At 74.3% G+C, this 22,048-nt stretch carries 22 protein-coding genes and 1 pseudogene; 6 read left to right on the top strand and 17 right to left on the bottom strand.

Going from position 1 to position 22,048, the window contains the following annotated elements:
• Nucleotides 1–10: 10 nt before the first annotated feature.
• The 3 genes from BS73_RS33805 to BS73_RS38000 form a co-directional block, all read right to left on the bottom strand.
• Nucleotides 11–916 (bottom strand): MerR family transcriptional regulator, encoded by a 906-nt coding sequence (locus BS73_RS33805; protein WP_037578134.1) that lies wholly within the window; start codon nucleotides 914–916, stop codon nucleotides 11–13.
• Between the two features lie 59 nt (nucleotides 917–975).
• Complete coding sequence (locus tag BS73_RS33800; protein WP_037578131.1) at nucleotides 976–1,176, bottom strand: hypothetical protein; 201 nt, start codon at nucleotides 1,174–1,176, stop codon at nucleotides 976–978.
• Between the two features lie 142 nt (nucleotides 1,177–1,318).
• Nucleotides 1,319–1,444: a hypothetical protein gene (locus tag BS73_RS38000; protein WP_037578129.1), complete on the bottom strand. Its 126-nt coding sequence runs from the start codon at nucleotides 1,442–1,444 to the stop codon at nucleotides 1,319–1,321.
• A gap of 113 nt (nucleotides 1,445–1,557) precedes the next feature.
• Here BS73_RS38000 and BS73_RS33790 point away from each other — a divergent pair, with 113 nt between their 5' ends.
• Nucleotides 1,558–2,304, top strand: coding sequence for a uracil-DNA glycosylase (locus BS73_RS33790; RefSeq protein WP_051941312.1), 747 nt, complete (start codon nucleotides 1,558–1,560; stop codon nucleotides 2,302–2,304).
• Nucleotides 2,305–2,307: 3 nt separating this feature from the next.
• Here BS73_RS33790 and BS73_RS33785 read toward each other — a convergent pair whose 3' ends face one another.
• Genes BS73_RS33785 through BS73_RS33740 form a run of 10 tightly spaced genes read right to left on the bottom strand, consistent with a single transcriptional unit; the run spans nucleotide 2,308 to nucleotide 13,540 of the window.
• Entirely contained in the window at nucleotides 2,308–3,099 is a 792-nt protein-coding gene (locus BS73_RS33785; RefSeq protein ID WP_037578127.1) for a maleate cis-trans isomerase family protein, read from the bottom strand.
• Nucleotides 3,100–3,130: 31 nt separating this feature from the next.
• A complete protein-coding gene (locus tag BS73_RS33780; protein WP_037578125.1) occupies nucleotides 3,131–3,625 on the bottom strand; it encodes a MarR family winged helix-turn-helix transcriptional regulator in 495 nt (164 codons plus the stop codon).
• A complete protein-coding gene (locus tag BS73_RS40815) occupies nucleotides 3,618–5,159 on the bottom strand; it encodes an isochorismatase family protein (RefSeq protein ID WP_084704563.1) in 1,542 nt (513 codons plus the stop codon). The genes BS73_RS33780 and BS73_RS40815 overlap by 8 nt, the downstream gene beginning before the upstream one ends.
• 38 nt (nucleotides 5,160–5,197) lie before the next feature.
• The gene (locus tag BS73_RS33770) at nucleotides 5,198–5,887 is read right to left on the bottom strand and encodes an SRPBCC family protein (protein WP_037578124.1); all 690 of its coding nucleotides are present in this window, start codon (nucleotides 5,885–5,887) and stop codon (nucleotides 5,198–5,200) included.
• A complete protein-coding gene (locus BS73_RS33765; protein ID WP_037578122.1) occupies nucleotides 5,884–6,384 on the bottom strand; it encodes a (2Fe-2S)-binding protein in 501 nt (166 codons plus the stop codon). The genes BS73_RS33770 and BS73_RS33765 overlap by 4 nt, the downstream gene beginning before the upstream one ends.
• Nucleotides 6,381–8,774 carry a xanthine dehydrogenase family protein molybdopterin-binding subunit gene (locus BS73_RS33760; protein ID WP_051941311.1) on the bottom strand — a complete coding sequence of 798 codons (2,394 nt, stop codon included), beginning with the start codon at nucleotides 8,772–8,774 and terminating at the stop codon, nucleotides 6,381–6,383. Before BS73_RS33760 ends, BS73_RS33765 begins: the two co-directional genes overlap by 4 nt.
• Nucleotides 8,771–9,607 carry an FAD binding domain-containing protein gene (locus BS73_RS33755; protein ID WP_037578120.1) on the bottom strand — a complete coding sequence of 279 codons (837 nt, stop codon included), beginning with the start codon at nucleotides 9,605–9,607 and terminating at the stop codon, nucleotides 8,771–8,773. Before BS73_RS33755 ends, BS73_RS33760 begins: the two co-directional genes overlap by 4 nt.
• The gene (locus tag BS73_RS33750; RefSeq protein WP_084704562.1) at nucleotides 9,604–11,142 is read right to left on the bottom strand and encodes an MFS transporter; all 1,539 of its coding nucleotides are present in this window, start codon (nucleotides 11,140–11,142) and stop codon (nucleotides 9,604–9,606) included. Before BS73_RS33750 ends, BS73_RS33755 begins: the two co-directional genes overlap by 4 nt.
• Nucleotides 11,143–11,151: 9 nt before the next feature.
• On the bottom strand, nucleotides 11,152–12,441 hold the full coding sequence (locus tag BS73_RS33745; RefSeq protein WP_037578119.1) for an FAD-dependent oxidoreductase: 1,290 nt from the start codon (nucleotides 12,439–12,441) through the stop codon (nucleotides 11,152–11,154).
• Between the two features lie 49 nt (nucleotides 12,442–12,490).
• Nucleotides 12,491–13,540 carry a hypothetical protein gene (locus tag BS73_RS33740; protein WP_037578117.1) on the bottom strand — a complete coding sequence of 350 codons (1,050 nt, stop codon included), beginning with the start codon at nucleotides 13,538–13,540 and terminating at the stop codon, nucleotides 12,491–12,493.
• Nucleotides 13,541–13,811: 271 nt separating this feature from the next.
• On the opposite strand from BS73_RS33740, the gene BS73_RS33735 reads away from it, so the two are divergent.
• Nucleotides 13,812–14,219 carry a PPOX class F420-dependent oxidoreductase gene (locus tag BS73_RS33735; RefSeq protein ID WP_037578115.1) on the top strand — a complete coding sequence of 136 codons (408 nt, stop codon included), beginning with the start codon at nucleotides 13,812–13,814 and terminating at the stop codon, nucleotides 14,217–14,219.
• 12 nt (nucleotides 14,220–14,231) lie between these two features.
• Here BS73_RS33735 and BS73_RS33730 read toward each other — a convergent pair whose 3' ends face one another.
• Entirely contained in the window at nucleotides 14,232–14,510 is a 279-nt protein-coding gene (locus BS73_RS33730) for an antibiotic biosynthesis monooxygenase family protein (protein ID WP_235215765.1), read from the bottom strand.
• Between the two features lie 316 nt (nucleotides 14,511–14,826).
• Between BS73_RS33730 and BS73_RS33725 the strand changes: the two genes are divergently transcribed.
• Nucleotides 14,827–15,726 carry an ornithine cyclodeaminase family protein gene (locus BS73_RS33725; RefSeq protein WP_235215619.1) on the top strand — a complete coding sequence of 300 codons (900 nt, stop codon included), beginning with the start codon at nucleotides 14,827–14,829 and terminating at the stop codon, nucleotides 15,724–15,726.
• Between the two features lie 75 nt (nucleotides 15,727–15,801).
• On the opposite strand, the gene BS73_RS33720 is transcribed toward BS73_RS33725, so the two are convergent.
• Both BS73_RS33720 and BS73_RS33715 read right to left on the bottom strand, forming a co-directional pair.
• Nucleotides 15,802–16,233, bottom strand: a complete 432-nt coding sequence (locus BS73_RS33720) for a nuclear transport factor 2 family protein (RefSeq protein ID WP_051941310.1) — start codon at nucleotides 16,231–16,233, stop codon at nucleotides 15,802–15,804.
• Nucleotides 16,223–16,651, bottom strand: a complete 429-nt coding sequence (locus BS73_RS33715; RefSeq protein ID WP_051941309.1) for a nuclear transport factor 2 family protein — start codon at nucleotides 16,649–16,651, stop codon at nucleotides 16,223–16,225. The genes BS73_RS33720 and BS73_RS33715 overlap by 11 nt, the downstream gene beginning before the upstream one ends.
• Before the next feature lie 117 nt (nucleotides 16,652–16,768).
• Between BS73_RS33715 and BS73_RS33710 the strand changes: the two genes are divergently transcribed.
• From BS73_RS33710 to BS73_RS33700, 3 genes and pseudogenes are all read left to right on the top strand, one after another.
• Nucleotides 16,769–17,359 carry a TetR/AcrR family transcriptional regulator gene (locus BS73_RS33710; protein ID WP_037578112.1) on the top strand — a complete coding sequence of 197 codons (591 nt, stop codon included), beginning with the start codon at nucleotides 16,769–16,771 and terminating at the stop codon, nucleotides 17,357–17,359.
• A gap of 130 nt (nucleotides 17,360–17,489) precedes the next feature.
• Nucleotides 17,490–18,884, top strand: coding sequence for a dipeptidase (locus tag BS73_RS33705; RefSeq protein ID WP_037578111.1), 1,395 nt, complete (start codon nucleotides 17,490–17,492; stop codon nucleotides 18,882–18,884).
• Between the two features lie 208 nt (nucleotides 18,885–19,092).
• A pseudogene (locus BS73_RS33700) lies at nucleotides 19,093–19,428 on the top strand (helix-turn-helix domain-containing protein); the annotation flags it as partial.
• Between the two features lie 266 nt (nucleotides 19,429–19,694).
• Here BS73_RS33700 and BS73_RS40210 read toward each other — a convergent pair.
• Nucleotides 19,695–21,812, bottom strand: a complete 2,118-nt coding sequence (locus BS73_RS40210; protein WP_051941307.1) for a CHAP domain-containing protein — start codon at nucleotides 21,810–21,812, stop codon at nucleotides 19,695–19,697.
• Between the last annotated feature and the right edge of the window lie 236 nt (nucleotides 21,813–22,048).

Genomic DNA, 22,048 nt, shown 5'->3' with positions numbered 1-22,048 from the left:
GTCTGAGCGTTCAGATCGGGGCGATCGGCACCTGCAGCTCCGTCACCCACTCCTCGCGGTCCTCCGGGCACGCGAGGCCGACCTCGCGGGCGTGGGCCGTCCAGCGATAGCCACCGGCGTCCAGCCAGCGGGCCAGCGCCTGCACGGTGGGGAGGACGGCGTCCATCGAGCCGCGGTGGACGATGGTCGCCGCCTCCTCCACGGCAGGCAGGTCGAGGACGCGAAACCCGCCGCCGCCCACGCTGCTTCCGTCATCCCCGTCGTGCCCGTCGTGCGCGTCGTGCCGCAGCGGCACGGAGCCGGGCACGGTGACGGCGGCGTGGATCCGGACCCGGCCCTCGCCGGCGCCTTCGCCCTCCGCTGCTTCGCCCTCCCCCGGCGCGTTCTCGTAGTACGCGATCCCCGGCCCGGACGGCTGCACTCCGGCCGCCGCCAGCCGTGCGAACAGCTCGCGGTAGAGCGGCTGGATGACCGGGCTGATGTGCCGCGGGTCGTAGCTCGCGGCGGTCGCGGTCAGCTCCGCCACCCGGACGGGTGGGATCCTCTTGATGACGATGTCTTGGTCGGGCATGCGCCCCTCGCTCTCGATCGCTCGGATCCTCGCCTCGACCTGCGTCAGCCGCGCCTCGGCGGTGGCCATCGCCTCCGCCAGCTCGGCCCTGCGCAGGCGCAGCATGCCGTGCAGCTCCTCGGTGCCGACCGCCTCGTCCACGATCGCCCGCACCTGGGCGAGGGTGAAGCCGAGCTCCTTGAGCGCGATCACCCGGTTCAGCCGGGCGAGTTGACCGGCCGCGTAGAAGCGGTAGCCGCTGACGGGGTCGACCCGGGCCGGGCGCAGCAGCCCGGTGGCGTCGTAGTGACGCAGCATCCGGACCGAGACACGGCCGTAGCGGGCGACGTCTCCGATACTCAACATGACGCCCCCGACTCCACCGCCTCACACGGTGTCAGAGTCAAGCACGGGCGGGCCGCCGCTCAGGTACGGACGGTCTCACCGGTCGCCGCCGCCGGCCGGTCGACGGGCGCGGCGGCGCAGCGGCCGGACCCGACCGGGCGGGGCCTGCGGACGAGGCGGCCGCCGCCGGTGCGGACCGCCACCGTCACGCCGGCGGCGAGGCCCAGCCCCGCGGCGACGACCAGGACGACCAGCGCGGACGCGGGTGCCGCGGTTGCCATGGATCCTCCCTCACCGCCACCCGCCCGGGTCGGCCGGTCGTGATCCAAACGACCTCGCCGCGGGTCAGGTCACGGCGGCAGACCCTTTCGGGGGATCCCTGGACCCAAGGACCCCAGACCCCCAGGCCCCCGCAGGCTTTCGTCAGCCGCCGTTGGCGAGAAGGTTCAGGGCGAGGACGGCGGCGGCCGTCAGCAGGAAGACGGTCCCGCCCACGATGTCGCGGGAGCCGACCCGCAGATGGGCGAGGATCGCGCCGACGAAGTACATCCCCGGCCCGGCACCCGGAGGGGGCGACCGGGCCGCAACCGCCGGCCGGCGGGCGGGCGCGCGGGCGACGCGGGGGCGGGCGGACGGACGCGGCCACGAGGCAGGATGGAGCCATGGAGTCCCCACAGGAGGAGAGCGCGGAGGCGCACAGCATCGCCCAGCTGGACGCGCGGCTGATCGACTGCCGCGCCTGTCCGCGGCTGGTGGAGTGGCGCGAGCACATCGGCCGAGTGCGCCGGCGCGGCTTCGCGGACTGGGAGTACTGGGCCCGCCCGGTCCCCGGCTTCGGGCCGGTCGACGCCTCGCTGCTGATCGTCGGCCTCGCCCCGGCCGCACACGGCGCCAACCGCACCGGCCGGATGTTCACCGGCGACCGTTCCGGCGACGTCCTCTACGCCGCCCTCCACGCGCTCGGCCTGGCCAGCCGGCCCACCGCCGTCCGCGCCGACGACGGCCTGCGGCTGCACGGCGTCCGCGTCACCTCACCGGTGCACTGCGCCCCGCCGGACAACCGCCCCACCCCCGCCGAACGGGACACCTGCCGCCCGTGGCTGGCCCGCGAACTCCAGCTGCTGCAACCGACCCTGCGGTCGATCGTCGTCCTCGGCGGCTTCGGCTGGCAGGCGCTCTTCCCGGTGCTCGCGGCCGCCCGCCGCTGGGAGATCCCGCGCCCGCGCCCGCGGTTCGGCCACGGCGCGCGCGTCGAACTCCGCGCCATGGACCCGGCCGAACCCCCGCTGCACGTCTACGGCTGCTACCACGTCAGCCAGCAGAACACCTTCACCGGCCGCCTCACCCCGGCCATGCTCCGCGAGGTCCTGACCGCCGCCGCGCGATCGGCGGACCTCTCCGTCAGCTGACCGTCAGCTGACCCGAGAGGCCGGCGTCGGCCTCCGGGCCGCCGGGAGGTCGCCGGACAGCAGGCGGCCGGCGTCCGGGACGGTCGGGTCGAGGCCGAGTTCGGCGAGCAGGCGGTAGGTGGTGGCCGTCGCCGCGGAGAGGACCGGCAGGCCGCAGGCGGCCTCGACCGCCGGGATCGCGGCGAGCGAGGGCATCTGGACGCAGGCGGAGATCACCAGCGCGTCCGCGCGCGAGAGGTCGAGGCGGCGCCAGTGCCCGGTCAGGTCCTGCGGGTCCAGCCGGCCGACCTCGAGGTTGTCGGCGACCTCCAGGCTCAGCGCGTCGACGACCTCCGTACCGGCGTCCTCGATGTACTCGACCACCTTGGCGGTGAGCGGCTTGAGGTACGGGGTGATCACCGCCACCCGGCGCGCGCCCAGCGCGGCGATCCCGTCCAGCAGCGCGCCCGCGCTGGAGACGACCGGCGCCTCCGCGCCCTCGGCCCGCAGCACCTCGGCGATCTGCCGTTCCGCCGTGCAGTGGTGGCCGGGCCCCTGCGCCATGATGGCGACCAGGCAGGCGGTGGCCACCGCGTCCGGCCGGGCGTCGGCCAGCTCCGCCGCGGCCCGCTCGGTCTGCTCGTTCATCGCCCGCAGCTGCTCGGGCGTCACCTGCTTCATCCGCATCCGGCTGCTGTGCAGCACGAACCGGTCCTCCGGCTGCCGGGTCTCGCGCGCCCGCAGCATCCGGGGCAGTTCGGTCTCCATGGTCAGGTTGGAGCTGGGGACGATCATCCCGATGTGATGGGTGGTCACTTACGCCTCCGAGGCGGGGTGTCGCGGGGTGTCAGGTCAGGCCTTCCCAGTGGTCGGCGAGCGCCTGGAGCTCGCGGACCAGCTCGGCGCGCCTGTCGGTGGGGTACGGCTTGAGAAGGAGTTCGTCGAGTTCGCGGGCGTGCCGATTGGCCGTGCGCAGCACTTCGAGGCCGCGCTCGGTCGGCGAGATGATCTTCCGCCGTCCGTCCGCCGGATCGCTTCTGCGGTCCAGCAGCCCGCGCCCCTCCAGGCGGCGGGCCACATCCGTCATGGTGGAGTTGTCGAGCGCGGCGAGGGCCGCGATGGACCGCTGGTCCGAACCCGGGTTGGCCTCCGCGAGCTGGAGTACGGCGAACTGCGGACCGGTCAGCGCCGAGTCCACATGCCGCACCCACACCGCGAGATAGGCCTGGTAGAGCCGGCGGGCCAGGAAGCCGGGCGCGTCGGCCAGCTGCGCCGGCACCTCGGGCGCGCGGGAGCGGGGGGCGGCGGTGGACGGGGAGTCAGCGGGTGCATGGTCAGCCATGCGCCAACTTTCCCACGCTCTCCAGCGCCTCACGCAGGGCGGCGAGACCGGCCCCGGGCTCGTCCCAGAAGACCATGTGCCCGGCCCCCGGCACCCCGGCCACCCGCGCCGCCGGGTTGGCCGCGGCCGCCTCGGCCGCGCCCGCCGCCGTCACCACCGGGCTCTCCTCCCCGTACAGCAGTGCGCAGGGCGCGGGGACGGACGGCCACAGCTCGAAGAAGTCCTCCTCCTCGAAGCCGCGGTGGGTGGCGGCGATCGCCTCCCGGTCGCAGCTCGCCAGCCAGCGGGCCCGCAGCTCCTGCTCGGGCCGCGGCCAGCGCGGCCAGGAGCGGGCCACCTCCTCGGCGTCCGTCCCCCGGCGGGCCTGGTCGAGCTGGCCGAGGAAGGCGGCCAGCGTGGTCGGGTACGGGCCGCGCCCGCCGGGCCCGCTCATCGGCGGGTCGACCAGCACGGAGCCGGCCACCGGCACCCGGCCGCGGGCGGCCGTCGCGGCGGCGATCCGGGCGCCCATCGAATGGCCGACCAGCAGCGGCCGCTCCAGGCCGAGTCGGCGGATCACCTCCTCGGTGTCCCGCGCGTAGTCCTCCAGGGTGTAGCCCGCCCCGGCGTCGGAGAGCCCGCGGCCCCGCACGTCCAGCACCAGCGGCCTTACCAGGTCCGTCAGTTCGCGGGCGACGAAGTCGAAGGTGACGGCCGGGCTGGTGATGCCGGGCAGGATCAGGGCGGCGGGCCGGTGGTCGGGGGCTCCGGCGCCGTCGGCGGGCCCGTAGTCGAGGACGTGCAGCCGCAGCCCGTCCCCGGTGCGCACCCAGCGGCTGCGCGCCGGCGCGTCGGCGAGGTCGGCCAGCGCCCGCTGGCCGAGGAGGCGCTGGGCGGCGCGGGTGCCGGCGAAGTACTCCAGCAGCTCGGACTGGCCGACCAGGTCGGCGTACTTGGCGTCCAGGTCGAAGAGCGCGGCCTCGTGCGGCGGCCGCGCCCGGTCCCCGACCGCGGCGGCGGCGACCAGCACCGGGAGGCCGGACTGCACGGCGTCCACGGCGGTGGCCCGGACGCAGCCGCTGGTGGTGGCGCCGCAGACGACGGCGGTGTCGCAGCCGAGCGAGGCCAGCAGGGCGGCCAGACCGGTCCCGGCGTAGGCGGAGGCGCCATTCTTGACGATCAGATGGTCGGCGCCCGGGCGGTACGGCAGCCTCGGGTCGAGTTCGACCGCGGGGTCACCCTCGCGCAGGGCGCGCATCCCCGGGGACTTCTCCAACCAGGCGACGCCACCCGCGAGTTCGGCCTCCGAATAGGCGATGGCGGTGAAGACCACGGGCGCGCCGGCGGCGTGCGCGGCCTCGACCAGCTCGGCCGCGGCGGCGACCTCGGTGGTGAGGTCGGCGCCGGTGGCGAAGCCGGGTTCGGTGAACCCGCGGGTGAGGTCGACGACGATCAGCGCGGGCCGTCGCCCGCGGCGGACGGCGGCGCCGAAGCCGGCCCGCCGGTAGGTGGCGGCGATCTCCGCCGAGGGGTCCGGCTCTGCTTGCTGGGGCATCTCTGACTCCTGGTTCCGGGGGCTTCGCGTACTCCGGGTCACGAACGGCGGCCGAAGGCGCGGGAGATCAGCCAGCCCTCGACGACGCCGAAGGCGAAGGCCCCGGCGATCGGGGCGTACCTGCCGAGATTCGGGCCGAACAGGGCGCCGAGCGCGTCGAGTTCGGCCGGGGCCGGAGCCTGCGCGGCAGCGGCAGTGGCGGCGGGAACGCGGACCGCGGTCGGCGCCCGGCCCGCCGCCGCGCCCGCCTCCGCCGTCGGCGCGGCGGAGAGCAACCGCCCCAGGTTGTCGGCGAACTGACGGAGTATCCGGTCCGAGACGGCCAGGATCGGCCCCTTGCCGAACTGGACGATACGGCCGCTCAGCACCAGGTCGGTCTTGACCCGCAGCACCGAGCCGCTCCCGTCCGCGCTCTCCGCCACCTCCAGCTCCACCCCGGCCTCGGCGTCCCCGCCGCCGTGGGTGTCGGCGCCGCGCGCCTGGAGCCGGAGCCGCCGGTGCTCCCGGTCGGTCTCCAGGAAGCGGACGGTGCCGGCGTAACCCGCCGTGATCGGACCGACCTTGACGGTCACCCGGCCGCTCCAGGCCTCCTCCTCACCGCTCTCGCCGCCCGCCCGCCCCTCCAGCGTCGCGCCCGGCATGCAGCCGGCCACCCGTTCGGCGTCGCAGATCAGGTCGAAGACCTCGTCGGGCGCGGCGGCCACGGCGGTCTCGTGGTCGAGGATCAAAGGGTGCTCCCCTCGGCGGCCCGCGCCAGCCGGGCGGCGGCGCAGGACTCGATGGCATCGGTGATCGTCTGGTAGCCGGTGCAGCGGCAGAGGTTGGCCGCGACGGTCTCGCGGATCTCCTCGCGGCTCGGCGCCGGGTTCTCGGCCAGGAAGCCCTCGGCGAGCATCAGGAATCCGGGCGTGCAGAAGCCGCACTGGAGTCCGTGGTGCTCGGCGAAGCTCTCCTGGAGGTCGCTCAACTCGCCCGGCTCGCCGAGGGATTCGACGGTCCGGATGCCCCGGCCCTCGGCCTGCACCGCGAAGACCAGGCAGCTGCGGACGGACTGCCCGTCCAGCAGCACCGTGCAGGCCCCGCAGACCCCGTGCTCGCAGCCGATGTGCGTACCGGTGAGCAGCAGATCGTGCCGGAGCACGTCGGCGAGGGTGCGCCTGGGGTCGACGGCCAGCTCGTGGTCGCGGCCGTTGACGGTGAGGGTGATCAGCTGACGATCCGTCATGATTCGGTCTGCTCCCTGTTCCTGTCCATGGCGAAGTACACGGCCTCGGGCCGGATCGGGGTGTCGTCGAGCTCCACGCCGGTCCGGCGCAGGGCGTCGTTGACCGCGTTCAGCACGGCCGCCGGGGCGCCGATGGTGCCGCCCTCCCCCGCGCCCTTGGCGCCGGTCTCGGTGAAGGCGCAGGGCGTCTCCAGGTGGTGGACGGAGATCTCCGGGATCTCCAGCGCGGTCGGGGTGAGGTAGTCGAGGAAGCCGGTGCACTGGGGCTGGCCGTCCGCGTCGTACCGCACCTCCTCGAAGAGCGCCCCGGCCAGGCCCTGAGCGATCCCGCCCCGGCACTGGCCCTCCACGACCTTGGGGTTGACCGCCACCCCGCAGTCCTCCACGCAGAGGTAGCGGAGGATCTCCACCCGCCCGCTGTCCCGGTCGAGTCGGACGACCACGCCGTGGGTGGCGTTGGAGAAGGTGCCGTCGCCGAAGTGGTCGAAGGAGGCGGTGGCGGTCAGCCCCGGCTCGATCCCCTTGGGCAACAGGTCGGCGCGGAGGTGGGCGATCCTGGCCAGCTCGGGGTAGGGCAGGGCCCGGCCGTCGGAGGCCCGTACGGCGCCCTCGTCGAGGACGGTCTCCTCGACCGGGACGTCCAGCAGCCGGGCGGCCAGCGTCCGCAGCCGCTCGCCGAGGTTGCGCGCGGCCAGCCGGACGGCGCTGCCGCCGATGGCGATCGAACGGGAGGCGAAGGTCCCCCAGCCGTAGGGGACGCGGTCGGTGTCGCCCTGACGGAGCATCACCTTGCCCAGCGGGAGCCGGAGTTCGTCGGCGGCGATCTGCGCCATGGTCGTCTCGTGGCTCTGGCCGTGGCTGAGCGTCCCGGTGGTGACGGTGACCGCGCCGCCCGGGTCCATCCGGGCCTCGGCCAGGTCGTAGCCGGGGACCACGGCCATCTTCCGCTGGGCGAAGGCGGCGGTGCCGTAGCCGGTGCGCTCGCTGAAGCAGGAGTAGCCGATGCCGAGCCAGTCGCCCTCGGCCTCCGCCGCCGCCCTGCGGTCGTACCAGCCCTCCTCGCGCAGCAGCCGCTCGCACAGGTCGAGCGATTCGACGTAGGAGCCGGGGTCGTAGGTGATGTTGTTGACGCCCCGGTACGGGAACTCGGTGATCAGGTTGCGGCGCCGCAGTTCCACCGCGTCGATGCCCAACTCCCTTGCCGCGCGCTCGAAGAGGCGTTCCACCGCCATCACGTACTGGGGCCTGCTGACCCCGCGGTAGGGCGCGCTGGGCGCCTTGTTGGTGGCGACCGCCCGCCCGCGCGCCCGGTACGCCGGCACCCGGTAGACGCCCGGCATCTCGGCCGCCGCCATCAGCGGTTCGATCCCGGCGGTGAAGGGATAGCAGGAGTAGGCGCCCATATCGCAGACCACGTCCGCGTCCAGGGCGAGGATCCTGCCCTCGGCGGAGAACGCTGCCCGCAGCCGGTAGTGCTGCTCGCGGGCCAGGAAGGAGGCGGTCAGCGCGTCCCTGCGGTCCTCGATCCACTTCACCGGCCGGCCGATCCGGCGGGCCGCGGCGGCGGTGGCGATCTCCTCCCGGCCCACCACGCACTTGATGCCGAAGCCACCTCCCATGTCGGGCACCACCACCCGCACCGCCTGCTCGTCCAGCCCGAGCGAGCCGGCGGCCACCGTCCGCACCTGGTGCGGGACCTGGCTGGGCGTGTGCAGCACCAACTGCCCGGCGCGCTCGTCCCATTCGGCCACGGCCGCGCGGGTCTCCAGCGGCAGGGCGTTCTGCCGGCCGGTGCGGCTCTCCACCCGGACCACGCAGTCCGCCCGCGCGAAGACCTCCTCGATCCCCTCGCCGGGGAAGAGCGTGACGTCGACCAGGGTGTTGCCGGGGGCCTCCGGGTGCAGCTGCCCGGCCCCGGCGGTCAGCGCCTGGCCGGCGTCGACGACCGGGGGCAGCGGCTCGTACCGGACGACGGCCGCCTCCACCCCGTCCTCGGCGGCGTACGGGTCCTCGGCGAGGACGATCGCGATCGGCTCCCCCGCGAACCGCACCCGCTCCCCGGCCAGCACCGGCATCTCGGTACGGGCGAACTCCTCCGGCGGGCGGTCGAGTTCGGCGGTGATCGGGCCCAGTGCGAGATCCTCGGCGGTGTACGCGGCGACGACCCCCGGCACGGCCCGCACCGCCGTGAGATCGACCCCGAGGACCCGCGCATGCGCCTGTGTGCTCCGCACGAACTGCGCGTGCAGCATCCCCGGCAGGTGGATGTCGTCGGTGAACCTCCCCCGCCCGCTGAGCAGGCGGGGATCCTCCCGCCGCCGCACGGACCGGCCGACCAGACCGCCTTCGGCGGCCCTCGCGGTGGTGGCGCTGGTTGTCGAATCGTTCATCGGGCGGCCGCCTCCTCACAGGCTGCGCGGACCAGGTTCCGGCTGAGGGCCCGCCGGTGGGCGGAGCTCGCACGGGCGTCGGACGGGGGGTCCACCGCGGCCGCGGCGGCCTCCGCGCAGTCGGCGTAGGAGCCGCCGGCGGCGAGCACCGCCTCCGCCTCGGGGACCCGGATCGGGACCGGGGCGACCCCGCCGAGCGCGACCCGGCCGCCGTCCAGGTCGACCAGGGCCGAGACGACCGCGAAGTCGCCGTGCCGGAGCGCGAACTCGGTGACGGCGGCGCGCGCCGCTCCGGGCCGCGGGAACAGCACCGCCGTGACCAGCTCGTCCGGGTCCAGCGCGGTGCTGTACCAGCCGCGGAGGAAGTCGGCGGCGGGGATGGTCCGCGTCCCGCCCGGGCCGTGCGCCTCGACCTGCGCGTCCAGACCCACCGCGAGCAGGCACCATTCTGCGGTCGCGTCGGCGTGCGCCAGGCTGCCGCCGACCGTGCCGCGCACCCGGATCGGCGGGTGGCCGATCCAGCGCATCGCCTCGCGCAGCACGCGGAACGGGCCGAGTTCGGCATCGGTGGCGTGCTCGACCTCATGATGGGTCGTCAGGGCGCCGATCCGCAGCGCGTCCTGACCGAGCGTCAGGCCGGACAGGCCGGGAACGCGGGCGATGTCCACCAGATGCGCGGGCCGCGCCAGCCGGTAGTTCATCATCGCGACCAGGCTCTGCCCTCCGGCGATCGGCTTGGCCTGCTCGCCCCGGGTCTCCCCCAGCTCGTGCAGCAGGCCGACCGCCCCGGCCAGATCCCGGGCCCGGTGGTACGAGAACGCCGCGGGCTTCACGACGGCACCCCCTCTCCCATGTCCGTCTCCTCTGCGTCCAGTTCGCGTCCCTTGGTCTCCGGGGCGGCGAAGGCCATCCAGACCACCGCCAGGACGACCGCCGCGCCCAGCACGGCGAAGGTCAGCGGCAGCCCCAGCACCGGCCACAGCACGCTGCCGAAGAGCAGCGGGGCGAAGCCGGTCGCCACCCGGCTGGCCGCCGAGGCCGCACCGAAGCCGCTGGCCCGGATCCGGGTCGGGTAAAGCTCGGCCACGTACGCGTACAGCGGCGGGATGGCCAGCTGCACCAGGAACCCGAAGAGCCCGAGCAGGGTCAGCGCCGCCCACTGGGTGTGCAGCAGTACGGCGAAGAGCACCAGCGCGATCGCGGCCACCGGGGCGGCCAGCCCGAGCAGCGGCTTGCGGCCGACCACGTCCACCAGCCAGGCGGCGGTGAGCACGCCGACGATCCCGACCCCGCTCATCAGCGTGGTGCCGGAGAAGGCCGCGGTCTCCGCGTAGCCCTGGTCGGCGAGGATGGTCGGCATCCAGCTGAGCGCGGCGTAGTAGACCAGCATCACGGTGACGAAGAGCGCCCAGGCCACCGAGGTGATCCGCGGCGCGCTGCGCCAGACCAGGCCCAACTGGACCAGCCCGGAGCGGAGTCCGGCCCAGCCGGCGGCCAGCGGCCGACCCGCCGGCGGCGGCACAGCGCCGTCCGCCCGCTCCTCCCTCGGCCCGGGCTCCGACGGCGCCGGCGCCGGGTACGTCACCGGACCGGCCCCGGTCTCCTCGACCAGCCGGGCGATGACGGCCCGCGCCTCCGCCTCGCGCCCGTTGCGGGCCAGGAAGACCGGCGACTCCGGCACCCCGCGCCGGATCCAGAAGAGCAGCAGCGCGGGCAGCACCATCACCACCAGTAGCCAGCGCCACACCCCGTGGCTCCCCTCGCTCCCCCCGGCCAGGCTCACCAGCCCGGTGCAGACCAGCCCGCACAACGTGCCGCCGATCGGCCACCAGGCGTCCATCGCGGTCAGCACCCGCCCCCGGTACTTCCGCGGGCTGAACTCGCCGACCAGCGCGTAGTCCACCGGGATGCAGCCGCCGAGGCCGACCCCGGCGAGGAAGCGCAGCACCAGGAAGACCGGGTAGTCGGGCGCGGCCGCGCCCAGCACCGAGAAGAGCGCGAAGACCAGCAGGGTGATGGAGAAGGCGCGCTTGCGTCCGATCCGGTCCGCGATCGCGCCCCAGAGCAGCGCGCCGGCCGCCATCCCGACCAGGTTGGCGGTGGCCACCAGGCTGCGCTGGCCCATACCGAGATGGAAGTCGGTGCCGAGGAGGGGGGTGAGGTAGCCGTTGAGGGTGACGTCCCAGGCGTCGAAGAGGTAGCCGAGGCCGCCGATGACGAAGATCCGGCCCTGCACCCGCCACTTCCACGGCAGTTCCTGGACGATGGCGGAGAGCGCGGCCCCGTTGTTCGCGTTGTTCGCGTTGTCGCGCGCTCCCTGGACGGGGGTCTCCGGTGGTCTGCCGGCCGTTCCTGACGTTACTGACATGGCGTCACCTCAACGGTGGATCGGGTAGCGGAAGGACTCCCGGTCCGACTGGTCGAGCGGGGTGCCGCTCCACAGCCAGTCGTAGGAGACGTCGGACTCGCCGGCGAAGCGCTCGGCCAGGATGGCGTCCCGGGCCTGCTGCTCGGGGCCCTCGGGGAGGCGGTAGAAGGTGCGGTTGCGGAAGGAGGCCTGTTGGACCATCCCGGCGTGCTTGGCCCGCCGGTCGACGTAGCGCCGCAGCGCCTCCTCGACCCGGTCGACGGTGACCGCGCCCAGCTCCTCGGCCAGCACCGCCGCGTCCTCCATCGCCTGGGAGGCGCCCTGCGCCTGGTAGGGCAGCATGGCGTGGGCGGCGTCGCCGAGCAGCGCCACCCGGCCGTCCACCCAGACGGGGTCCTGGCGGCGGTGGAAGAGGGCGAAGCAGGCCACCTCCTCCTTGGCCTTGGACAGCATCGCCGGCACCCGGTCGTCCCAGCCCGGATAGGCCTCGGAGAGCTCGCGGACGCTCGCGGTCGAGGTCCAGTCCTCGCCGCCGGCGACCGCCCTGGCCACCTCCTCGGAGGCGGGGACGCAGGCCACCACGTTCAGCCACTCCCCTCCCCGGATCAGGTAGTGGACCAGATGCCGGCCCGGGCCGTACCAGATCGTGGACTGGTAGCGGTCGAAGAGGAAGCGGGTGGCCGGGTCGGCGGCGAGCAGGTCGCCGGGGATGAGCGCGCGATAGCACATGTCCCCGGAGAAGACGAGGGTGTCCTCGGCGCCGATCAGGTCCCGCACCTGGGAACGGACTCCGTCCGCGCCGACGACCAGGTCGCCCTCGAAGCGGCGGCCGTCGGCGGTGATCGCCGCCGGCTGCCGCGGGTCGCCCCGGTCCAGCTCGACGACCTGCGCGGAGGTGTGCACCGCCACCAGCGGGCCTGGGCCCTCCGGGTCGAGGCAGGCGTCCAGCAGCACCCGGTGCAGATCGGCGCGGTGGTAGTGCCAGTAGGGCGCGTTGTACTTCTCCTGGACCTCGGCGCCGAGCCGGGTCAGGCCGATGACGCTGCCGTCCTGCCAGCGGCGGCGGACCTGGTCCTCCGGCTGGGTGCGGATCGCCTCCAGCTGCCGGCGCAGGCCGAGTCCGATCAGGATGCGGCTCGCGTTGGGAGCGGTCTGGATCCCCGCGCCGACCTCGCCCAACTGGCGCGCGCGCTCCAGTACGGTGACCCGGAGCCCGCGGTGCCTCAGGGCCAGTGCCGTGGTCAGTCCGCCGAGTCCACCACCGACCACGATCACGCGGTACGACTGGCTCATTGCCATCTGCGAAGCCTCTCTGTCTCTGTGGGGTACGGGAGGAGGCGGCGCACGCTCAGCCCGCGTCCTCGGCGAGTCGGCCGTCGACGACCACCTCGGCCCCGTCCACCCGGACAGTGCAGCCGCGCATCGCGATGTCGAGGTGCGCGTAGGACTCGCGCCGGAGGAACGGATGCGGTCCGGTGGACCACAGGAAGTTCCCGGCGAAGGCCCGGGCGTCCATCCCCATCAGCTCGTCCTTGCCGTACATCGCGGTGGCGAACCAGTCCGCGCTGCGCATCATCCCCCAGCCCATGTGGGAGAGATGGCGGGCCCAGCGGTCGCCCCACTTCTCCTCGGCGTCGTCGAAGAACATCGACAGCAGTTCCGCCTCGGCGCCGCCCTCGACCTTCTCGATCCGGCCGTCCACGACCTCCAGGCTGACCGGGCGGCGGACGTACTCCTTGAACGGCAGCAGGATGTCCCCCTCGCCCAGCACGATCCGGCCGTTGGAGACCTCGGGCCAGCACAGCACCATGGTGCTCGGCCAGTGGTCCCAGCGCCGGGGAGTGTCGGCATAGCCGCACTGGAAGCCGGGGTGGCTGTCGGCCAGGGAGACGGTGAGCTCGGTGCCGGCCGCCGAGCTGACCGTCATCTCCCGCGAGCGCTTGAGGAGTCGGGCCGCGCCCTCCGCGCGCTCCCGGTCGCCGGGGTCGGGCAGGTTGCGGATCAGCACGTCAGGGGCGTCGCAGACGAAGATGATCCGGGTGTCCGCGTCCAGGATCTCCTGCTGGAGGGGGGCGTGGATGAAGCCCTCCCGGGTCAGGTCGACCACCAGGTCGGCGGACTTCAGCAGGTCCTGCGCGGTGCGGTCCTCCAGCACCGAGACCAGGCCGGGGCCGGCGCCGGTATGGGTGGACGGCATGGGCGCGGGCGACCCGCCGGGGACGGTGGCGGCCACGACGTGCGCGCCGAGCGACTTGGCCGCGGCGAAGGCGGCGGCCACGTAGTCGCCGCGGCTGCCGGGCTCGCTGAGGACGACGGCGTGCTCGCCCTCGGCGAGCCGGCAGAGCCGGAGTTCACGGGTGAAGGCGTCGACGAGATCTGCCGATGCGTAGTCGAACATGGGGGGCGGTCTCCTCTGGGTCGATGCGCTGTGGAGCAGTCAGGCCGGAAGAGCGAGTGCGGTGCGTGCGGCGTGTGCGGCAGGTGCAGCGCGTGGGGCGCGGCGGCGCGCGCCGACGAGATAATCCGAACACGTAACAACTCCCCCGCGCAACCCCCCGGACGCCGCTCACCCGTCACCATCGGGTAAACCCTGAGGTCCCCGTGTTTCACACGGATTTCCCGCTTTCCGGCCGCCGCGGTTGTCAGACCCACCGGCTACGCTCGGCGGCATGATCAACGATGCCGTGCGCAAGTTGCTCGACGAGCCGAACCCCGCGGTGCTGGCCACGCTCAATCCGGACGGCAGTCCGCAGACCTCGGTGGTGTGGGTCGGCCGCGAGGGCGACCAGCTGCTGCTGTCCACCACGGCCGGCCGGCGCAAGGAGCGCAACATCGCCCGCGACCCGCGCGTCTCGCTCACCGTCTACGACCGCGCGGACCCGCAGCGCTACGCCGAGATCCGCGGCACGGCGAGCATCGAGGAGGACGCTGGCCGGGCCTTCGCCGTGGCCCTGGAGGAGACCTACGAGGGCCCCGGCTCCGGCGACGCGTACCTCGCGCTCCCGCCGGAGGTCGTCCGGGTCATCCTCCGGATAACCCCCACCCGCGTCGTCGGCACGGCCGCGCAGGAGGCCTGAGCCGCCCCGGGGTCAGCTGTGGTGGATCGACTCCACCGTGTAGAGATGCGGGTCCATCCGCTCGGCGATCGCCCCCAGCCGATCGAACTCAGCCCGCACCTCCGGGTCCCGCAGCAGGTCCTGGAAGTGCTTCTCACTCTCCCACTGCGCGTAGTTGACGACCCGCCGCCCGTCGGTGCTCGCGTGCACGTTGGCCGAGATGAACCCTGCGCAGTGCTGCATGATCCTCTCCGTCATGTCCACCCAGGCCCGAACCAGCTCGGCCTGCCGCTCCGGCGCCACCTCGAACACGTTGATCAACGTGGCGACATCCCGCCCGACCTCGATCGTCGTCCTACTACCGCGCTCCGCCATACACCCCACCCTGCCCCGCCCCCACCCACCTGTCAGCCCGGAGCCGCACCCCTCATATGTGGAAGCCCGGCGCGGCCGGAAACAGGATCCGGCCTCCGCACCCAGGTCATCGCCGGAACCGGCCGCGAAGGCGCGCCGACCGGGGCGGGTTCCCGGGTCCGGGGGGCCGGGGATCAAGATACTGGCAGGCGAAGCGCGGATTGGAGTCTTGATGAGCACACATGCCGGACCCGTGGTTCTCGGGGATGCGCAGGTGCGTGAGCGGTTGGATGCCGGGACCGCCGTGCAGGCGGTGCGGGGGGCACTGCTTGCCCATGCGGCTGGGGAGTTGGTGGCGCCGGCGCGGTCGCGGGCGGCGCTCGGGCCCGGGGATCTGGTCTTCACCAGTGGGCGGCTGGCCGACCGGGGGGTGTTCGGGTTTCGGGCGTACAACGACTTCGTGGGCGGTGAGCACCTGGTCGCCGTCTGGGAGGAGCGCGGCAGGGACGGCGGCGGGCCGCGGCTGAGCGCGATCGTGCACGGCAACGAGCTGGGGCCGCGCCGGACCGGCGCGATCGGCGCGCTTGCCGTGGACGCCGCGGCCCCGACCGAGGAGCCGCTGCGGATCGGCCTGGTCGGCGCCGGGGCGCAGGCCTGGGCGCAGATCTGGGCGCTGCTCTCGCTACGCGGGATCGCGGAGGTGCGGGTCGCCTCCCGGCGCCCGGAGCGGGCCCGGGAGTTCGCCGGCCGGCTGGCCGCCGAACTGGGCGTGACCGCGCACCCGGCGGACTCCGTCGAGGACGCGGTCCGGGACCGCGACGTGGTGATCACGGCCACCAGCAGCAAGCAGCCGGTCCTGGAGGCCGACTGGATCTCCTCCGGCACCCACGTCTCCTGCCTGGGCCTGAAGACCGCCGAGCGGCACGAGATCCCGCCCGCGCTCGCCGAGCGCGCCGACGTGGTCCTCACCGACTCGGCGGCGCAGGCCGCCTCCGGACCCGGCGAGCCGCTGGTCCCGGCCGAGCGGATGCTGGAGCTCGGCGCGGTGCTGGCCGGTGAGGCCGAGGCCCGCACCTCCGCCGACCAGCTCACCCTCTTCTACTCGGTCGGCCTGGCCGGCACCGAGGTGGCCGTGGCCGAGGCGCTCACCCGGCGTCACCCCGCCGTGAAGTAGCCGGGCTAGCCGGGCCCCTGCCCCGGGCCCCGGGCCCCGGCGCCGCGCCGCGGTGCTCAGTGCGCGCCGCGGTGCTCAGTGGTCCGCGCCGGCCCCCATCGCCTCCCCCAGTGCCACGTGGTCGTGGTAGTCGTGCGACTCGGCAATGCGCCCGTCCCGCACGCGCATCACCACCACATTGCGGGTGTCGAAGCTCCGGCCGGTGGCCGGGACCTCGCCTTGGGTGCCGAACTCGACCACGACCACCTCGGGGTCGTCGGCGGCGGTGTGGAGCACCGCGTCGGTCAGCCTGGCCCGCAGCCGGCCGACCGTCCCGCGGGTCATCTCCTCCAGTCGCGCGCGGCCCTCGACGCGTCCGCGCGGCTTGGCGAACGGGACGTCGATGACGACGTCGTCCGCGTACAGCTCGACGAGCGCCTTCAGGGTCTCCTCGGTGTTCCACTCGCGCCGCAGCCGCACCCACTCCTCGGCGACCTCGCGCGGCGTCCGCACGCCCTCAGCGCTCATCGTCCTTCTCCTCCCCCGCGGCCATCGCCTCCGCGACCGCGACATGGTCGTGGTAGTCGTGCGATTCGACGATGAGCCCGTCGCGCACCCGGTAGATCAGCACATTGCGGCCCTCGAACTCGCGCCCGGTGGACAGCACCTCGCCGCGGAGGTCGTACTCCGCGACCACCACCTCCGGGTCGTCGGTGGTGTAGAGGACCTGGTTCTTCAGGCTCAGCCGCACCTGTCCGGCCGCCGCCCGGAACCCGTCCGCGACCTGCGCCCGGCTCTCGATCACCCGGCGCGGCCTGGAGAACGGCGTCTCGACGCGGACGTCCTCGGCGTAGAGCTCGGCGACGGTGTCGAACTCCGCCGCGTCGATCCGCCGGAGCTGCTCCTCCGCGACCTCGCGCGGAGTGGGTACCCGGTTCTCGCTCATGGTGGACCTCCTGGGCCGACCGGTAGGATCGGAGTAGTCACTCCGTTTCGTCCCTGTGGAGGACGATACGGACTAGCGACTCCGTTTGTCCAGAGCCAAGCAAGCCCGGGAGCCGTATTGAGTACCGGAAAGCCGCTGCGCGCGGACGCCCGACGGAACCGCGCGCGGGTCCTCGCCGCCGCCGAGGAGGTCTTCGCCGAGCACGGCACCGGCGCCTCCACCGAGCAGGTCGCCCGGCAGGCGGGCGTCGGGGTGGGCACGGTCTTCCGGCACTTCCCCACCAAGGAGGACCTCCTCACCGCGGTCTTCCTGGAGCGGCTGCGCCGGGCCGCGGACGAGGGCCGCAGGCTGGCCGCCCGGGACGACCCGGGCCAGGCCTTCTTCGACTTCTTCCAGCTCTCCGTCGACCTCGCCCAGGGCAAGAACGCCTTCGCCGAGGCGCTCGCCGCCCACGGACTGGACCCGGTCGAGCTCGCCAACCGCAGCACGGACGAGAGCGCCCCGGCCGTCGCCCAGCAGCTCCGCGAGGTGATGGACGACCTGCTCCGGCGCGCCCAGCAGTCCGGCGCGGTGCGCTCCGACGTGACCCCCGAGGAGTTCAAGCTGGTGCTGATCGGCGCCGGCCAGGCGGCCGCCCAGGCCGGCCAGGACGGGGCCGCCCGGGCCCGCGTCGCCGCGCTGATCTCAGACGGGCTACGCCCACGGTAGAGAGCCCCCCGCAGGGCGCTCAGCCGAGCCCTCCGCCGAGCCCCCCGCCGAGCCGCCGAGTGCGACCGGGCGGGCGGCGGTTAACGTAAGTCCGCACGCCCCAGCGGGAGGCCCGAGGAGAGGACACCCCATGACCGCTGAGCTCTCACCGTCCGTCGAGGAGTTGACCGCGCGCGTGGACGCGCTGATGGGACGCGCCCGCGCCGATCTCGGCGAACTGGTGGCCATCCCCTCGGTGGCCGACCCGCGGCAGTTCCCGCCGGAGGAGTGCGAGCGGGCGGCCCGCTGGGTGGCCGAGGCCTTCCGCGAACTCGGCTTCGCCGACGCCCGGTTGGCGCTCACCCCGGACGGCACCCACGCCGTGGTCGGCGAGCGCCCCGGCCCGGAGGGCGCCCCCACGGTCCTCCTCTACGCCCACTACGACGTGCAGCCGCCGCTCGGCGAGGAGCGCTGGACCACCCCGCCGTTCGAGCTGACCGAGCGCCCGGACGGCCGCTGGTACGGCCGCGGCGCGGCGGACTGCAAGGGCAACCTGGTGATGCACCTCACCGCGCTGCGGGCGCTGCTCGCCGACGGCGGTGAGATCCCGGTCCGGCTGAAGATCGTGATCGAGGGCTCGGAGGAGCAGGGCACCGGCGGCCTGGAGCGCTACCTCGCCGAGCACCCCGAGGACCTGCGCGCGGACGCGATCGTCATCGCCGACTCCGGCAACGCGGCGGTCGGCGTCCCGACCGCGACCAGCACCCTGCGCGGGGCCGCCAACCTGACCCTCGCGGTCTCCACCCTCGCCGCCGACCAGCACTCCGGCGCCTTCGGCGGCGCCGCCCCGGACGCCCTGGCCGCGCTGATCCGCGCCCTGGACTCGCTCCGCCGCCCCGACGGCACCACCGCCATCGAGGGCCTGGCGGACTTCACCGAGGCCACCTGGGACGGCACCGGCTATGACGAGCAGACCTTCCGCTCCGACGCCGGGGTGCTCGGCGACGAGATCCATCTGATCGGCTCAGGCTCGGTCGCCGACCGGGTGTGGGCGCGGCCGGCGGTGACGGTGCTCGGCATCGACTGCCCGCCGGTGGTCGGCTCGGCCGCGGCCGTCCCGGCCACCGCGAAGGCGCGGGTCAGCCTGCGCGTCCCGCCGGGGCTGGCGGGGCAGCGGGCGTACGACGCGCTGGCCGCGCACCTGCGGGCGGCGGTGCCGTGGGGCGCCCGGGTGGAGATCGAGCCGGAGTTCATCGCCGATCCGTTCCGGGCCCGTACCGACGGCCCCGGCTACGCGGCGCTCGGCGCGGCGATGTCCGAGGCCTTCGACGGCAAGCCGCTGGAGTTCCAGGGCCAGGGCGGGTCGATCCCGCTCTGCGGAGCGCTCCAGGAGGCCTTCCCGGAGGCGGAGATCATGCTGATCGGCGTCGAGGAGCCGACCTGCCTGATCCACGCCCCGAACGAGAGCGTCCACCCGGAGGAGATCCGCCGGCTCGCGCTGGCCGAGGCCCGCTTCCTCCTGCGGTACGCCCGGACGGCCGACTGACGCGACGGAAAGGGCTTTGCCCGTACGGCAGTTGACGGTGGGTCAGCCGTGCGGGCATTGATCCCCCGTTGATCGACGGGCGGTTGACTGGTGTACCTCACCACCAGCGCGCCATTCTCCGTCGGGGGACCAGATGAGCTGCAACCAGGCGCCCTTACCGATCGGCGACCGGCTCGGGGGCGCCGGCTCCGTTCCGCGCAGCGGGGACCTGAAGGCGTACATCCGGCGCCATCTCCAGGACCCCGGGCTGACCCCGAGCCGGATCGCCGCCGCGCACTACGTCTCGCGCAGCCAGCTGCACCGCCTCTTCCAGCAGGAGGGCACCACCGTCGCGGGATACATCCGGCGCCTGCGGCTGGAGGCGGCCCGGCGCGACCTCGGCGATCCGGCGCAGAGCGGCACCCCCATCCATGTGATCGCCGCCCGCTGGGGCTATCCCCGGGCGGCGGACTTCACCCGAGCCTTCCGCAGCGCGTACCAACTGCCGCCCAGCGCCCACCGGTCGCGAGCGCTGCGGGCGCTGGGGCGCTGCGGACGCCGGTGACGCCGGTGACGCCGGTGACGCCGGCGGCAGGCTGAGGGGGCACCTCGGGCTGCGGCTCTGACCCCGGCCCGGGTACCGGCCACGGCCACTGCAACGGCCACGGCCCGGGTTCCCGGCCCTGGGCCGGTCAGCCGGCAGGGTGAAGCGGGGGCGCGGGGCGGGACCGCGCCCGCGCGGAAGCCCGGCGCGCGGCGGGCCCGCCTCCCCCCTCCCCACGGGGAAGGCGGGAGGGAGTAGCGGGCCCCGATCGTGCTCGGGCGGCTCGGTCAGACCAGCTGACCGCGCTGCCCGTCGAGCTGCTCGGCCAGCCGGTCGGCGCGGGCGGTCGCCGCGTCCGCGCGCTCGCGGGCGGAGGCCAGTTCGGCCCGCTCGGCCTCCCTGGCGGCCTTCGCCTCGGCCCGGACCGCGGCCAGGTCCTCGCGCAGCCGCTCCGCCTCGGCCCTGGCCTCGGCACGCACCTCGGCGAGCTCGCTCTGCACCAGCTCGGCGCGGGCGGCCAACTGGTCCGCGGCGGCCTGCTCGCGGTCCCGCTCGCCCAGGCTCTCCTGTGCCTCCCGGACCACCACGGCGGCCTCGGCCCGCACCCGGTCCAGCTCGGCCCGCAGCTCGGCGGCCAGCGTGCGGGCCTCCTCGAACTCCTCCCTGCTGCGGAAGAGCTCCACCCTGGTGTTCTCCAGCTCGGCCGCGAGCACCGTGGCCGCCTCGTTGGCCGCGGTCAGATCCGTGCGGGCGGCCACGAAGCGCCGGCTCTCGTAGTCCGCGACGGCCTCCGCCTGGGCGATCCGGCGGAAGAGCTCGACCTGCCCGGCGGTCGCGGCCGTCGCGGCGGTCGCGACGGGCCCGGCGGGCTCGCCGGCCTGCAACGGGCCTCCGGCGTCCGCGACTTCGAGCGATACCGCGGGCTCGGCCGGATCCGCCGGGCCGACCGGTTCGCCCGGTCCGGCCTGCGGCAGGGCCGCGAGCGGGACCTCGATCCGGCCGGAGCCCTCCACCGCCTGCTGCCACAGCGTGACCGCGGTACGGCCGGCCGCCAGCACCTCCTCCATCTGCCGCAGCCGCGACAGCCGGGAGCCGAGGGTCGACAGCGACTCCACCAGACCGGAGCCCACGGCCGCCGGGTCGATCAGCGCGAGGTCCACCGCCTCCGCGGCCCCGGCCAGCCGCGCCTCGTCGTTCTCCACCCGGGACAGCACGGCGACGAGCTGCGAGAGCACCTTCACCAGGTCGGGCGCCGGCGCCGGCTGCGGGGTGGGCGTGGGCTTCGGTGTCGGTGTCGGTGTCGGGGTGGGCGTGGGAGTCGGGGTGGGCGTAGGCGTGGGTGTCGGCTTCGGCGGCGGTGTCGGGGTCGGCGTGGGAGTGGGCGTCGGCTTCGGCGCCGGCGCTCCGACGACCTCCGCGAGCAGCTGCTTCGCCGAGCTCTCCATCTTGTCGTAGCGGTCCGGGAACGCCGAGCGCTGCACGCTCTGCGCCAGCTGGCCGGCGGTGTACTTCGGGTTGTCCTTGTCGTTCTTCACCGCCCGCAGGAAGAACTGCCGGGCGGCGTAGGACGGGTCCTCGCACTGGGCGACCGTGCCCCAGCCCTGGGACGGGCGCTGCTGGAAGACGCCGACCGAGTCGCGGTCACCGCCCTTCAGGTTCTGCATCCGGGACTCGACGATGCCGGTCTCGAACGCGGCCAGCATCACCTTGTCGTCGACGTTCATCTGCTTGCCGACGTCGTACACGGTCTGCGCGATGTCGAGGTTGTAGCCGTTCTTGTCGTTTCCCCGAGTGGCCACGGTGCCCTTCTTCGACTGGTCCGGAGGAGTGGTGGTGTGGGGCGGTGCCGGGTGCGGCTTCTTCGGCGGGAACAGGCGGTGCCACCAGCCGGGCGGCGGCTGGCCGCCCACCGGCCTGTTGGGGACCACCGGGGCGATGTAGCCCGAGATGTCCATGCCCATGTACGCGTTGGGGCCCAGCGCCGACGGATACGGGCCCTCCTCCTTGACCTCCGTCGGGTCGCTGTGGCCCTCATTGCCGCCGACCGTGACGATGGTGCCGTCGTGCCGCACCTCGGTCACGATGGCGACGTGCTGGGCAGTGCCGCCGCCGCGGTAGCCGAAGACCACCGCGGAGCCGACCGCCGGCTTCTCCGCGTACGACTCGTGGTTCTTCCCGTAGAGGTAGAAGCTCCCGGCAGCCGCCGTCAGGCCGTCGACGTCCGCGCCGGCCTGCTGCCACACCCACTTGGCGAAGTCGGCGCACCACTCCTCCGGCGCACCGTGGTCGCCGTGCGCACTGGAGAAGTAACCGCCGTGAGAGGTGGCGGTGTCGCCCTTCTGGGAGAGCGCGATGTCCGCGATCCTCTTTCTGACCGCGGCATCGGCTTGCTGTTCGTCGCCCACTCCGAAACCCCCGTTTCGTGGTTCGACAACATCCACCTCCCACGGTGCCCGCCGGACCGCCCCCTGTCGTTAGCAATCAGTCGCAGAACCGCAGGGCCGCCTTCCGCTTCCCCGCCCGCCCCCCGTGGCGGACCGGCGCCGTCGCGGGCTCGGGCCGGGCGGGACACGCGTCGGGGGCGAACCGGCCGTCCCCCGGGCACGCCGAAGGCGGAGGCGGAAGTCGACATACCGTCAAA

The organism is Phaeacidiphilus oryzae TH49, assembly GCF_000744815.1.
In the GTDB taxonomy this organism is placed as follows: domain Bacteria; phylum Actinomycetota; class Actinomycetes; order Streptomycetales; family Streptomycetaceae; genus Phaeacidiphilus; species Phaeacidiphilus oryzae.
This window is presented reverse-complemented; position numbering and strand designations above follow the sequence as displayed.

Excerpts from the sequence above, each read along its gene's own strand:
- BS73_RS33805 (WP_037578134.1), bottom strand. The coding sequence starts at position 916 with ATGTTGAGTATCGGAGACGTCGCCCGCTACGGCCGTGTCTCGGTCCGG.
- BS73_RS33800 (WP_037578131.1), bottom strand. The coding sequence starts at position 1,176 with ATGGCAACCGCGGCACCCGCGTCCGCGCTGGTCGTCCTGGTCGTCGCC.
- BS73_RS38000 (WP_037578129.1), bottom strand. The coding sequence starts at position 1,444 with ATGTACTTCGTCGGCGCGATCCTCGCCCATCTGCGGGTCGGCTCCCGC.
- BS73_RS33790 (WP_051941312.1), top strand. The coding sequence starts at position 1,558 with ATGGAGTCCCCACAGGAGGAGAGCGCGGAGGCGCACAGCATCGCCCAG.
- BS73_RS33780 (WP_037578125.1), bottom strand. The coding sequence starts at position 3,625 with ATGGCTGACCATGCACCCGCTGACTCCCCGTCCACCGCCGCCCCCCGC.
- BS73_RS40815 (WP_084704563.1), bottom strand. The coding sequence starts at position 5,159 with ATGCCCCAGCAAGCAGAGCCGGACCCCTCGGCGGAGATCGCCGCCACC.
- BS73_RS33765 (WP_037578122.1), bottom strand. The coding sequence starts at position 6,384 with ATGACGGATCGTCAGCTGATCACCCTCACCGTCAACGGCCGCGACCAC.
- BS73_RS33760 (WP_051941311.1), bottom strand. The coding sequence starts at position 8,774 with ATGAACGATTCGACAACCAGCGCCACCACCGCGAGGGCCGCCGAAGGC.
- BS73_RS33750 (WP_084704562.1), bottom strand. The coding sequence starts at position 11,142 with ATGTCAGTAACGTCAGGAACGGCCGGCAGACCACCGGAGACCCCCGTC.
- BS73_RS33745 (WP_037578119.1), bottom strand. The coding sequence starts at position 12,441 with ATGGCAATGAGCCAGTCGTACCGCGTGATCGTGGTCGGTGGTGGACTC.
- BS73_RS33740 (WP_037578117.1), bottom strand. The coding sequence starts at position 13,540 with ATGTTCGACTACGCATCGGCAGATCTCGTCGACGCCTTCACCCGTGAA.
- BS73_RS33735 (WP_037578115.1), top strand. The coding sequence starts at position 13,812 with ATGATCAACGATGCCGTGCGCAAGTTGCTCGACGAGCCGAACCCCGCG.
- BS73_RS33720 (WP_051941310.1), bottom strand. The coding sequence starts at position 16,233 with ATGAGCGCTGAGGGCGTGCGGACGCCGCGCGAGGTCGCCGAGGAGTGG.
- BS73_RS33715 (WP_051941309.1), bottom strand. The coding sequence starts at position 16,651 with ATGAGCGAGAACCGGGTACCCACTCCGCGCGAGGTCGCGGAGGAGCAG.
- BS73_RS33705 (WP_037578111.1), top strand. The coding sequence starts at position 17,490 with ATGACCGCTGAGCTCTCACCGTCCGTCGAGGAGTTGACCGCGCGCGTG.